Genomic DNA, 11,940 nt, shown 5'->3' with positions numbered 1-11,940 from the left:
GAGGTCAGGCGACGGGCACGCCGACGGCGGCCGGCTCGACCCGGACCGGGAAGCTCACCGAGCGGGCGACGTGGTTGTGCTCGCGGGCCTCGCGGTGCAGCCGGGCGGCGGCCTCCTCGCTCAGCCCCGGCTCGGCGAAGGATACCTGGGGCCGCAGCACCACCTCGACGAACGGGCCGGAGCCGGCCCCCTCGACGCGCTGGGTCCCGGTCGCCTTGTCCGCGTAGGACAGCACGACGACGTCGTGCTTGGCGGCGGTGCGGAGGAACCACAGCATCTGGGCCTGGGAGATCGAGCCGACGAACAGCTCCTCGGCGCGGTACCGGCTGACGTCGGTGCGCACCTTCAGGTCGGAGGTGGCGAGCAGGGTCGGCTTGCCCTCGACGCGGACCTCGTGGTCCCGGGAGTAGCTCGTGTAGCTCGCGGTCCCGCGCTCGTCGGCCCCGGTCCAGTCGACGGTGACGTTGTACGTCTGCAGTCCACCCATGGGCACACCGTAGCGGCCGGGCCCGGCCGCGACGAGGAGGTTCGGCTCGCCTCAGCGGCTGGCGCGCCCGGACGCGGCGACCGCCAGCTCGCCGTCGACCGGCAGGCCCAGGGCCCCGGCCAGGTACTGCCCGGTGTACGACCCGGGCACCCGGGCGACCTGCTCGGGGGTGCCGGTGGCGACCACCGTCCCGCCGGCGGACCCGCCCTCCGGGCCCATGTCGACGATCCAGTCGGCGCTCTTGACCACGTCGAGGTTGTGCTCGATGACGATGACCGTGTTGCCCTTGTCCACCAGCCCCTGGAGCACCCCGAGCAGCTTGCGGATGTCCTCGAAGTGCAGGCCCGTCGTCGGCTCGTCCAGCACGTAGACGGTCCGCCCGGAGGAGCGCTTCTGCAGCTCGGCGGCGAGCTTGACCCGCTGCGCCTCGCCGCCGGAGAGGGTGGGCGCGGGCTGGCCGAGCCGGACGTAGCCCAGCCCGACGTCGACCAGCGTGCGCAGGTGCCGGGTGATCGCCGGCACCGCCCCGAAGAAGTCGGCGGCCTCCTCGATCGGCATGGCGAGCACGTCGGCGACCGTCTTGCCCTTGAACCGGACCTCGAGGGTCTCCCGGTTGTACCGGGCGCCCTCGCAGACCTCGCAGGGGACGTAGACGTCGGGCAGGAAGTTCATCTCGATCTTGATGGTGCCGTCGCCCTTGCAGGCCTCGCACCGCCCGCCCTTGACGTTGAAGGAGAACCGGCCGGGGCCGTAGCCGCGGACCTTGGACTCGGTGGTCTCGGCGAAGAGCCTGCGCACGTGGTCCCAGACGCCGGTGTAGGTGGCCGGGTTGGACCGCGGGGTGCGGCCGATCGGCGACTGGTCCACGTGGACCACCTTGTCCAGGCCGTCCAGCCCGGTGACCCGGGTGTGCCGGCCGGGCACCGACCGGGCGCCATTGAGCTCGCCGGCGAGCACCCGGTACAGGATGGCGTTGACGAGGGTGGACTTGCCCGACCCGGACACCCCGGTCACGGCGACGAGGCAGCCGAGCGGGAAGGACACGGTGACGCCGCGGAGGTTGTTCTCCCGGGCGCCGACGACGGTGAGCTGGCGCTTCTTGTCCACCGGCCGCCGTCGGGCCGGGGTGCGGATGGTCCGCCGGCCGGAGAGGTAGGCGCCAGTGACCGACTCCTCGGTGGCGAGCAGGCCGGCCAGGTCCCCGGAGTGGACCACGTGGCCGCCGTGCTCCCCGGCGCCGGGGCCGATGTCCACGATCCAGTCGGCGGTGCGGATGGTGTCCTCGTCGTGCTCGACGACGATGAGGGTGTTGCCCAGGTCCCGCAGCCGGGTGAGGGTCTCGATGAGCCGCCGGTTGTCCCGCTGGTGCAGCCCGATGCTCGGCTCGTCCAGCACGTACAGCACGCCGACCAGGCCGGAGCCGATCTGGGTGGCCAGCCGGATCCGCTGGGCCTCCCCGCCGGAGAGCGTGGCGGCGGCCCGGGACAGGCTGAGGTACCCAAGGCCGACGTCGAGGAGGAACCCCAGGCGGGCGTGGATCTCCTTGAGCACCTGCCCGGCGATGGCGGCCTCGCGCGCACCGAGGGTGAGGCCGTCGAGGTAGGCCTTGGCATCGGTGATGGCCAGGTCGCACAGCTCGGCGATGGACAGGTCGCCCACCCGCACGGCCAGCACCTCGGGCTTGAGGCGGGCGCCGCCGCAGACCGGGCAGGGCACCTCCCGCATGTACCCCTCGTACCGCTCGCGGGACCACTCCGACTCGGTCTCGGCGTGCTTGCGCTCGACGAACGCGATGGCGCCCTCGAACCCGGAGGTGTAGGACCGCTCCCGGCCCCACCGGTTGCGGTAGCGGACCTTGACCTCGTAGTCCTGCCCGCGCAGCACCGCCGTGCGGGCCCGCTGGGGCAGCGCTCGCCAGGGCACGTCGACGGAGAAGCCGAGCTGGTCGCCGAGCGCGCGGAGCTGGCGCAGGAAGTACTCGGGCTGACTCGCCCAGGGAGCGATGGCGCCGTCGGCCAGGCTGAGCTCGGGGTCGGGCACCACGAGGTCGGGGTCCACCTCGAGCCGGGAGCCGATGCCGGTGCACTCCGGGCAGGCGCCGTAGGGGGCGTTGAAGGAGAAGGTGCGCGGCTCGATCTCCTCCAGGGTGAGGGGGTGGTCGTTGGGGCAGGCACGCTTCTCGGAGAAGCGCCGCTCGCGGCCGGGGTCCTCCGGGTCGAGGTCGACGAAGTCCACCAAGACCAGCCCGTCGGCCAGCCGCAGCGCCGTCTCCACCGAGTCGGTCAGGCGCTGGCGGACGTTCTCGCGGACCACCAGGCGGTCCACGACCACCTCGATGTTGTGCTTGAGCTTCTTCTCCAGCACCGGCGCCTCGGCCAGCGGCACGACCTGCCCGTCCACCCGGACGCGGGCGAAGCCCTGGCTCTGCAGGTCCCGGAAGAGCTCGGAGTACTCCCCCTTGCGGCCGCGGACCACCGGGGCGAGGACCTGGAACCGGGTGCCCTCGGGCATCTCCCGGAGCCGGTCGACGATCTGCTGCGGGGTCTGCGCGGTGACCCGCTCCCCGCACACCGGGCAGTACTGGGTGCCGGCCCGGGAGTACAGCAGCCGGAGGTAGTCGTAGACCTCGGTGATGGTGCCGACCGTCGAGCGGGGGTTGCGGTTGGTGGACTTCTGGTCGATAGACACCGCCGGGGACAGGCCCTCGATGAAGTCGACGTCGGGCTTGTCCATCTGCCCGAGGAACTGCCGGGCGTAGGAGCTCAGCGACTCCACGTACCGCCGCTGTCCCTCGGCGAAGATGGTGTCGAACGCGAGGGACGACTTGCCCGAGCCGGACAGGCCGGTGAAGACGATGAGCCTGTCCCGCGGGAGGTCGAGGGAGATGTTGCGGAGGTTGTGCTCGCGCGCGCCGCGCACGAGGAGCTGGTCGGCCACCGGAAGATGATAGACGCCCACCACCCACAACCGCACGCCTGTTCGAGGGTGGCGGGGGTGATCTCGGGCACCAGCGCTCGGCTGCCAGGCGTGCCCGGCCCGGGCGTGCTGGCCTGGCCGACGGCGGCCGGCGGGAGCGTGCCGGCGCTTACCGGTCGTCGGCGGTGGGTGGGGCGTCGGTGGTCGGTGGGTCGTCGGCGTTCGGTGGGCCGTCGGCGTTCGGTGGCGCGTCGACGGTCAGTGGGTGGTCACCGGTCGGCGGGCCAGCAGCGACCGGCTGGTCCCAGCCCGGGGGCCGGCGTCGTTGCGGGTACGGCGTCTCCCCGCGGGCGAGCATGCCGACGAACTCGGCGATTCGGCGCTCCCGGGTTTCCGGCCGCTTGACGGTAGTCGCCCGGTAGATGACCGCGAACCGGTTGGTCGCCGTGAGCGCGTCGAACATCTCCTGGGCGCGGGGCTCTGCGGCGAGAGCGGCGGCGAGGTCGGCCGGCACCTCGATGCTGGCCGAGCCGGCGTAGGCCCGCTCCCAGCGGCCATCCGCCTGCGCCGCGCGCACCTGGGCCCGGCCGGCCTCGTGCATCCGGCCGGCCGCCTCCAGCCGGGCGACGTGCGCGACGTTCCGGGCCGACCACATGCTCTGCGGCCGCCGCGGGGTCATCCGCTGGCGGTAGCTCTCGGCGTCCCGCTTGGCCACCTGGCCGTCGATCCAGCCGAAGCAGAGCGCCTCGTCCAGCGCCTCGGCGTAGGTCAGCGTGGTCACCGTCCCGCCCTTCTTGCCCAGCACCAGCCAGACCCCGCGGGAGTCGGCGTGGTTGGCCACCAGCCAGGCGCGCCAGGCAGCGGCGTCGGGCAGCACCAGCTCGGGCAGGTCGGCAGCCATTGCCCCATCCTCGTGCCGCAGGCAGACAGGTCAACACCGGCCGGTGGATCGGACGGCGTGATACCTCTAGAGACCGGTGGCTCGGCCTACCCCTGCGCCAGTGCTGCCGGCAGCGGCCGCGGTGGCGCATCCTGGACGGAGGGACGATGACGACTGACGACGCCCGCGTGATCCCCGGCGGCCCCGCCGCAGTGCACGACCTCGGGTTGGTGGTGCTCCGTAAGGCGTCGGTGTCGGCGCAGGACAACAACGCCTACCTCCTCACCGCCGGCGGGGAGCAGCTCCTCGTCGACGCGGCCGACGACGCCGACCGGTTGCTCGCCCTCGTTGCCGAGGGCGGCGGCCCGCTCACCGCCGTCGTCACGACGCACCGCCACTGGGACCACCACCGTGCCCTGGCCGAGGTCGTCGCGGCCACCGGCGCAGCGGTCCTGGCCGGTTCGGACGATGCCGATGCGCTGCCCGTGCCGGTGGACCGGCGGTTGCAGCACGGGGACACGGTGCGGCTCGGCGACGTCGCGCTGGACGTTATCTGCCTGCGCGGGCACACCCCGGGATCGGTCGCACTCGCGCTGACCGAGCCCGCCGACGGCCCGCACCCCGGGCGGGTGCACCTGCTGACCGGCGACTCCCTCTTCCCGGGCGGTCCAGGGCGGACGACCAGCCCGGAAGACTTCACCTCGCTCATGTACGACCTGGAGGCGCGGGTCTTCGGCCGGTTCCCGGACGACACCGTGGTCTACCCCGGGCACGGCACGGACACCACCCTCGGGACTGAGCGGCCGCAGATCGCCGCCTGGCGCGCCCGCGGCTGGTGACCCCCGCCGCGCGCCAGCCGCGGAGCGACGCGGCCCCTGCCTCGAAGGACCGCGACAGGCGGTTCCAGATCAGAACGGCGGGTCGCCGTACTCGTCGTCGCCGTGGTTCCCGGCGGCGGCGATCGTGCTGGGGCGTCCTCGCCAGGTGTTGAGGTGGGTGGTGGTGCCGTCGAGGTTGCGGCGGTAGGCGTGGCCGGTGGGGGTGAGCCACTCGAAGACCCCGGGGGTGGGCTGGGTGGTCTTGAACGTCCCGGCGCTCTTGAGGGCGTGGTCGGTGGTGCACTGGGCGCCGAGGCTGTCGGCGGCGGTCTTGCCGCCCTGGGAGAAGGCGCGGGTGTGGTCGATCTGGCAACGCTCGGCGGGGGTGGTGCAGCCGGGGCGGACGCAGGTGCGGTCGCGGGTGCGGACGTGCTCGGCGAGGTCGGCGGGGGGCCGGTAGCGGGTGCGGCCGACGTCGAGGACGGTGCCGGAGAGGGGGTCGGTGATCAGGCGGCGCCAGGTCCCGCCGGCGGCGAGGGCGCGGGCGACGTCGGGGCTGATGGGTCCGTACCCGGCGAGCTCGGCGACCTCCCCCGGCTCGGGGTCAATGTCCAGGTCCCGCCCGGCCGTGCTTGCGGGCACACCACTACCGGTGCCGGTGGTGGCGTCGTTCTCGGTCATCCCTGCGGTGGCCCGGTCACCGTCACCGTCACCGACGGCGGCGTTGCTGCTCCCGCCGGTGGTGATGCCGGTGGTGTCACCGTTCGTGCCGGTAGGCGCCTCATCCTGCGGGGGGAGGGCGACGGACAGGGGGATGGTCACGCGGATCTGGGTGCGGTTGGTGCCGGGGTCGCCCAGCGGCATGCCTGAGCGCCAGGACAGCAGCAGGTGCAGGTCGGGGATCTCCCCGGTGCCCGGGCACTCCACCCAGGCACCCGTCCCGTCTCGCTCGGACGCCTGCCGTCCGCTGGCGGGCGCCGGGTCGGGCGGTGAGCCCGGCGGTGCCGACGGCTCCTGGGTGCGGGTCGGCCAGTCAGGGCGTGACAGGGCAGGGTCAGGCGGTGAGCCAGGCGGACCAGATTCGGGCGGCGTGCCCGGCGGGCCAGGGTCAGGCGGTGCACCCGCCGTGGGCGCTGCACGGTCCTCGACGCTGGGTTCGGCTCCCGGGCCGGGCGGGCCCGCGCCCGCGTCCTCATCGGTTGCACGCATCTCACCGTCGTCGCCCGCGCCCGCACCGTCGTCGGTTGCGTCGATCGCGTCGGTTGCGTTCGTCTCGTCGCCCGCGTCGTGGCCGCTGTCGTGGTCACCGCCAGCGGTCGCGGCATCGTCGCCGGCGTCGCCTGCGGGGCTGTCGCCTGGGTGGTTGAGGTGTGGTGGTTGGGTTCCGGGTGGGGGGCCGGCCCAGCCGGTGGTCAGGGCGCCGTGGGCGAGGACGGCGAGGGCGTCGGCGCGGAGCTGGTCGCGGGTGCGGTCGTCGCCGTGGGCGCGGGCGGTGGTGGTCATGGCCTCCAGGGCGAGGTCGACCCGGACGGCGTCCTCGGCGGGCAGGACCGCGTACAGCGAGGCCATCCCGTCCGCCAGTGGTTGCGGGTGGGTCACTTTGCGGCCGGCGCGGGCGCGGTGGTGGCGTTCGGTGGCGGCGGTGGGGTCGACCTTGACCAGGGCCGCGGCCAGGTCCTTGACGAGCTGGGCGTGGGTGCGGGTGGGGGCGGTGGGCAGCACCTCGGCCTCGGCCAGGACCGCGACGGGCAGGGCGTGCTCGGCCAGGGTGGTGATGATCGTGGCGGCCTTGCGGTAGTCGATCGCCCCGGACCGCAGCGCCTGGGCGGTGTCGGTGAACGCCCCCCGCATGCCCCGTCCGGTGCGGATCAGCCGGTTCGCCTCCGTCACCGAGATGCCCAGGCGCATGGCGATCTCCTGGGCGGAGCCGTCCAGCACCGTCCCGCCCGGACCCTTCACCGCTCTAGCGTCGTAGATGTCTCGGCACCGGGTGGCGACCGCGTCGGCGAGCTCGGCGGACTTCGCGGCGGCCCAGGCCTCCACCCGGCGTATCGCGGCGAGGGCCTCCACCGCGGCGAACCCGTCCAGGTCGGCCAGGTTCACCCCGGCGAGGAGGGCGGCGAGCTCGGGCCCGGCCGGGCACCTGGCCAGGGAGTCGGTGTCCACCCCGATGGTGGTGAGCAGGCAGCCGTCCCCGGCCGCCCCGGCCGCCTCCCATGGGCTGTACGGCGCCTCGGTCACCGGCGCCGGGCCGGGCTCGTCGGGGATCACCACGTCGGTCTCGCCGCGGGCCACCGCCAGGAACAGCTCGACCCCCGCCGCCACCTCCTCACCCGACAGCACCACCGTGCGCTCGGCGTCGGTCAGCGGCTCGCGGGGTGCCATCGCCGCCGCCAACTTGAAGAACTCCGCCACCTCCGGGGTGATCTCCTCCCCGCGGGCCCGGGTCGCCGCCTCCGCCGCCCGGGCCAGCCGGGCGGCGGTCTCCTCCACCTCACCGGGCGCGAGGGCGACGTCCCCGGTGATCTCCGAGGTCCGGGCCACCCCGGCCGCGACCGCGGCGTCGGCGAGAACCTGGTAGGCCACCAGCCACACCCGCACCCGCACCCGGGCGTGAGGATCTTCCGGGTCGGCGCCGTCCGGGTCGTCGAGGTCGTCCTCGTCCCACAGCTCCCCCGCGGCCGCCGCCCGCACCGCGGCGACCCGGTCCTGGGCGGCCATCATCGCCGCGAAGTGGCGCATGTGCCGGCACGGCTGGTTCGACTCGGCGTCCTGCGCGCAGCAGAACCCCCGCGCCTGGGCCGCCTCGTCCGCCGGGGACCACACCAGCCACCCCTCCGGACCCGGACCGTCCCAGCCACTGTCGAACGGCCCAGGAGCAGCCCGCCGAGACCGCCCGGCCGCACGGCCGGAGGCGCCGGCGGCAGCACCTACTGCCGGCTCGTCCCGCTCCGCCTCGAACATATGTCCAGCGTAAGCGGAGGGTACGACATCGGGCCCCGGTCCGTCCCCACCGTCAGGGACCGGACCGGCAGTGCTACCGGAGCGGCCGGCAGCACCACCCACCGAGCCAGCAGCATCATCGGCCCCCGGCTCATCCCGCTCATCCTCGAACATGTGTCCATCGTGGGACCGGCCACCCACATCGGGCCCCGGCCCGTCCTCACCCTTGGGGAACTGGGCGGAAGGACGGCCGGAGGGGCAAGCGGCAGCATCTGCTCCTGGCTCGCCTCGCTCTTCCTCGAACATGTGTCCATTGTGGGACCGGCCACCGACATCCACCCGGGCTTGTCCCCAGCCCTGGGGACTGGCCCACTCTTGCGGCTGACCCTGCATCGAAGCGACAGGTCGCCAGCCGGCGCCGGGTCGACTCAATGCTCAGCAGCCCGGGCGGCAGGCCGCTCGCGAGCGCGTTGCCCGCGGCTCAGGCGGAGCGGACCGTGACCTCGCCGGGCACCACCTCCGCGCCGCGGCGGAGCAGCCCCGGGACCGACGCGTCGGCCTCGGCGTCGGCGACGAGGCGGCGCAGCACGTCCTGCGGCGCACGGCCGGCGACCTGGATGTCGTAGCTGACCACCGGCGGGTCGGGGGGCGCGGGCCGGAACCCGCCGTCGGCCGAGACGGTGAGGTCGGTGACCTCGACGCCGCGCTCGGCGGCCAGCGCGAGGATGTCGTTGAACAGGCAGCAGGCGACGGCGAGGTGCAGCACGTGGCCGCCGGAGAGCACCTCGGCGGTGACCTCGGCCCGCGGGGTGCGGTGGTGCTCGACGGTCACGGACCCCAGCGGGACGCCCGGCGCGGTCGGGTCTGCCATGCGCACCGCTGCACGGTAGGTGCCCATCGTTCCTCCCGAGCGGGGCGCGGACGAGCCGGCCGACGACCCCGACGGCCATCCCGACGGCGTCTCCAGCGGCGGCCGTTCGGGGTTCCCGGTCCGCGCTCGAGCCTACGCCGGCGTTGGCCGCCTGACCACGGTCGAACGCCGTGCCGGTTTGGATTCCGGGCGCCGGCCGAACCCGATCCTGGTCCGGCCACCTGACCACGGCCGAACGCCGTGCCGGTCTAGCCACCGGGCCGCGGCCGGACGCCGGTCCCGCCCGCGCACCCCCGTCGCCGCACCCGGCGAGGCACCACGAGAACCGCCGTCCCGGCGTGACCCCGACCACCCACCGCTACCCTGGCCGCCATGCCGATCTTCGCCGTCGAGTACGCCTACGACACCACCCGGACCGAGGACCTGGACAAGCTGCGGCCCGAGCACCGGGAGTTCCTGGCCGGGCTGCACGACGCCGGGGTCCTCGTCGTCTCGGGCCCCTGGCTCGACGCCGCCGCCCCGGGCGCGCTGCTCATGGTCCGTGCGATCAACCACGACGCCGCCCTGGAGGCGCTCGACCCGGACCCGTTCCACCGGGCGGGGCTGATCACCAGCCGGACGGCCCGGGCGTGGGATCCGGTGGTCGGCAAGCTGACCTGATGCGCCGGGTGCTGCGCTGGGTCGACCCCTTCGTGGTGGCCCTGGTCGCCACCCTGGCCTTCGGCCTGGCCGTCCCGCTCCCGGCGCCGGCGCAGCGCGTGGTGGCCGTCGCGGCCGACGTCGCCGTGCCGGTCCTGTTCCTCGTCTACGGGATGCGGCTGTCCACCCGCGAGGTGCTCGCCGGGCTGCGGAACGTCCGCCTGCAGGGCGCGATCCTCGCCGCGACGTACCTGCTGTTCCCCGCGCTCGGCCTCGCCCTGCACGCCCTCGCCGGGCCGCTGGTCGGCCCGGCGCTGGCCGACGGGCTGCTGTACCTGAGCCTGCTCCCCTCGACCGTGCAGTCCTCGGTCGCGTTCACCTCCCTCGCACGCGGCAACGTGGCCGGCGCGGTCTGCGCGGCCACCGTGTCCAACGTGCTCGGGATGGTGCTGACCCCGGTCCTGGTCCTGCTGCTGATGGGCCGGTCCGGCTCGGTGGGGCTGGGCGGCCTGCGGGACGTGCTCCTGCAGCTGCTCGTGCCGTTCGCGGTCGGCCAGCTCCTCCAGCCGTGGGCGGGCGGCTGGGTCCGCGCCCGGCGGTGGCTCACCCTCGGGGTGGACCGGGGCACGATCCTGGTGGTCGTCCTCGCCGCCGTCACGGCCGCGACCGCTTCCGGGGTGTGGGACGCGGTGTCCTGGCCGATGGTGGCCGCGCTGCTCGGCCTCTCCGCGGTGCTGCTCGCCGGCATGCTCGCCGCGACCTGGTGGGGCGGCCGGGCGCTGGGCCTGGACCTGCCCGACCGGGTCGCGCTGCTCATGTGCGGCTCGAAGAAGTCCCTCGCCACCGGGCTGCCGATGGCGGCCGTCCTCTTCTCGACGGCGGCCGCGGCCACGGTGGCCGTCCCCGTCATCCTCTTCCACCAGCTGCAGCTCATCGTGTGCGCGGCGCTGGCACGGCACCTCGCCCGACGGCGGCCGGGCGGGCCGGTCCCGCCGCGGGCCCGTCCCGCGGGCTGAGGCGGCCGCCCCGTCCGGCGCTCGTCCGGGCGCACGCGGCTCCCGTCCCGTCGGCTGAGGCGGCCGGCGCCGGGCGTCGGCCGCTGGCGTCAGTCCCCGGACCTGGCGGCCGGGCCGTCGTCGTGGCGGGTCCGCGCGGTGGTGGCGCCACCCGCGGTCCGGCCGTCCGGGCCGCCGTCGGCCGGACCGCCAGGACCGCCGTCGGCCGGACCGCCCCGACCGAGGCCGTCGCCGGACACCCTCGGGCCGCCGTCGGCCTGCCCCGGCTGCAGGCGGCTGTCCGCGCTGCTGGGTACGTCCTCCGGCGCGGCGACGGCGTCCCGCTCGGCGGCGGCCACCGCGGCGTCCTTGCGGTTCCGGAGCACGCTGGCGATCACCGTGATGGCGAGCACGCCGATGATCCAGCCCAGGGAGACGACGATCGTGGGCTCGGGGATGGCGTGCCACTCCTCGCCGCCGTTGATGAACGGCAGCTCGTTGGTGTGCAGGGCGTGGATGACCAGCTTGACCCCGATGAAGCCCAGGATGGCCGCCAGGCCGTAGTGCAGGTAGACCAGCCGGTCGAGCAGGCCGTCGATGAGGAAGTACAGCTGGCGCAGCCCCAGCAGCGAGAAGGCGTTGGCCGCGAACACCAGGTACGGCTCGTGGGTGAGGCCGAAGATGGCCGGGATCGAGTCGACGGCGAAGAGGACGTCCGCGCTGCCGATGGCGAGGACCGCGAGCAGCATCGGGGTGATGAAGGTCTTGCCGTGGTGACGGTGGAGCAGCTTGCCGCCGACGAAGCCCTCGGTGACCGGCAGGAACCGGCGGACGAGCCGGACGAAGCCGTTCTCGTGGTACTCCTCCTTCTCGTCTGGATCCTCCACGCCCTGCCGGGCCTGGGAGATCGCGGTCCAGATGAGGAAGGCGCCGAAGAGGTAGAACACCCCGGACCATGCCTCGATCACCTGCACGCCGACCGCGATGAACACGGCGCGGAGCACGAGGGCGATGACGATGCCGGCGAGCAGGACCTCCTGCTGGTACTTCCGGGGGATCCGGAACGCCGCGATGATGATCACGAAGACGAAGAGATTGTCGATCGACAGACTCTTCTCGGTGACGTACCCGGCGAAGTACTCCCCGCCGTACCGGCCGCCGTAGACGGCCCAGATGATGAAGCCGAAGATGATGGCCATCGCCACGTAGGCCACGGACCACCAGGCCGCCTCCTTCAGCGACGGGGCGTGCGGGGTACGGACGTGGCCGACGATGTCGACCGTGATCATCACCAGGATGATGGCGATGAGGACGGCCCAGCCAAGGGCGTGAACATCCACTGCGAGAAGCTCCTCCGGTACGTGCGGGCAGGTACCGGAGGTCTCTTCCGC

The 11,940-nt window shown here is 74.0% G+C and carries 8 protein-coding genes and 1 pseudogene; 3 read left to right on the top strand and 6 right to left on the bottom strand.

What is annotated here, in order from left to right; all coding sequences use genetic code 11:
* Positions 1-4: 4 nt before the first annotated feature.
* The 3 genes and pseudogenes from MF406_RS08295 to MF406_RS08285 all read right to left on the bottom strand — a co-directional run.
* Positions 5-487, bottom strand: a complete 483-nt coding sequence (locus tag MF406_RS08295) for an OsmC family protein (protein ID WP_242897551.1) — start codon at positions 485-487, stop codon at positions 5-7.
* A gap of 51 nt (positions 488-538) precedes the next feature.
* The gene (gene uvrA / locus MF406_RS08290; RefSeq protein WP_242897550.1) at positions 539-3,424 is read right to left on the bottom strand and encodes an excinuclease ABC subunit UvrA; all 2,886 of its coding nucleotides are present in this window, start codon (positions 3,422-3,424) and stop codon (positions 539-541) included.
* A gap of 286 nt (positions 3,425-3,710) precedes the next feature.
* Positions 3,711-4,304, bottom strand: a pseudogene (locus tag MF406_RS08285) (YdeI family protein); the annotation flags it as partial.
* Between the two features lie 146 nt (positions 4,305-4,450).
* Here MF406_RS08285 and MF406_RS08280 point away from each other — a divergent pair.
* A complete protein-coding gene (locus MF406_RS08280; protein ID WP_242897549.1) occupies positions 4,451-5,122 on the top strand; it encodes an MBL fold metallo-hydrolase in 672 nt (223 codons plus the stop codon).
* Positions 5,123-5,191: 69 nt separating this feature from the next.
* Here the strand turns inward: MF406_RS08280 and MF406_RS08275 are convergent, their stop codons facing one another.
* The gene (locus MF406_RS08275; protein WP_242897548.1) at positions 5,192-8,065 is read right to left on the bottom strand and encodes an HNH endonuclease signature motif containing protein; all 2,874 of its coding nucleotides are present in this window, start codon (positions 8,063-8,065) and stop codon (positions 5,192-5,194) included.
* Positions 8,066-8,525: 460 nt separating this feature from the next.
* Complete coding sequence (locus tag MF406_RS08270; protein ID WP_242897547.1) at positions 8,526-8,915, bottom strand: OsmC family protein; 390 nt, start codon at positions 8,913-8,915, stop codon at positions 8,526-8,528.
* A gap of 372 nt (positions 8,916-9,287) precedes the next feature.
* Between MF406_RS08270 and MF406_RS08265 the strand changes: the two genes are divergently transcribed.
* Both MF406_RS08265 and MF406_RS08260 read left to right on the top strand, forming a co-directional pair.
* On the top strand, positions 9,288-9,575 hold the full coding sequence (locus MF406_RS08265; protein ID WP_242897546.1) for a YciI family protein: 288 nt from the start codon (positions 9,288-9,290) through the stop codon (positions 9,573-9,575).
* Positions 9,575-10,570, top strand: a complete 996-nt coding sequence (locus MF406_RS08260; protein WP_242897545.1) for a bile acid:sodium symporter family protein — start codon at positions 9,575-9,577, stop codon at positions 10,568-10,570. The genes MF406_RS08265 and MF406_RS08260 overlap by 1 nt, the downstream gene beginning before the upstream one ends.
* Before the next feature lie 89 nt (positions 10,571-10,659).
* Here the strand turns inward: MF406_RS08260 and MF406_RS08255 are convergent, their stop codons facing one another.
* The gene (locus MF406_RS08255) at positions 10,660-11,889 is read right to left on the bottom strand and encodes a TerC family protein (RefSeq protein ID WP_371744638.1); all 1,230 of its coding nucleotides are present in this window, start codon (positions 11,887-11,889) and stop codon (positions 10,660-10,662) included.
* Between the last annotated feature and the right edge of the window lie 51 nt (positions 11,890-11,940).

The sequence above is a fragment of the Georgenia sp. TF02-10 genome, assembly GCF_022759505.1.
Lineage (GTDB): Bacteria > Actinomycetota > Actinomycetes > Actinomycetales > Actinomycetaceae > TF02-10.
This window is presented reverse-complemented; position numbering and strand designations above follow the sequence as displayed.

Excerpts from the sequence above, each read along its gene's own strand:
- MF406_RS08295 (WP_242897551.1), bottom strand. The coding sequence starts at position 487 with ATGGGTGGACTGCAGACGTACAACGTCACCGTCGACTGGACCGGGGCC.
- MF406_RS08280 (WP_242897549.1), top strand. The coding sequence starts at position 4,451 with ATGACGACTGACGACGCCCGCGTGATCCCCGGCGGCCCCGCCGCAGTG.
- MF406_RS08275 (WP_242897548.1), bottom strand. The coding sequence starts at position 8,065 with ATGTTCGAGGCGGAGCGGGACGAGCCGGCAGTAGGTGCTGCCGCCGGC.
- MF406_RS08270 (WP_242897547.1), bottom strand. The coding sequence starts at position 8,915 with ATGGCAGACCCGACCGCGCCGGGCGTCCCGCTGGGGTCCGTGACCGTC.
- MF406_RS08265 (WP_242897546.1), top strand. The coding sequence starts at position 9,288 with ATGCCGATCTTCGCCGTCGAGTACGCCTACGACACCACCCGGACCGAG.
- MF406_RS08260 (WP_242897545.1), top strand. The coding sequence starts at position 9,575 with ATGCGCCGGGTGCTGCGCTGGGTCGACCCCTTCGTGGTGGCCCTGGTC.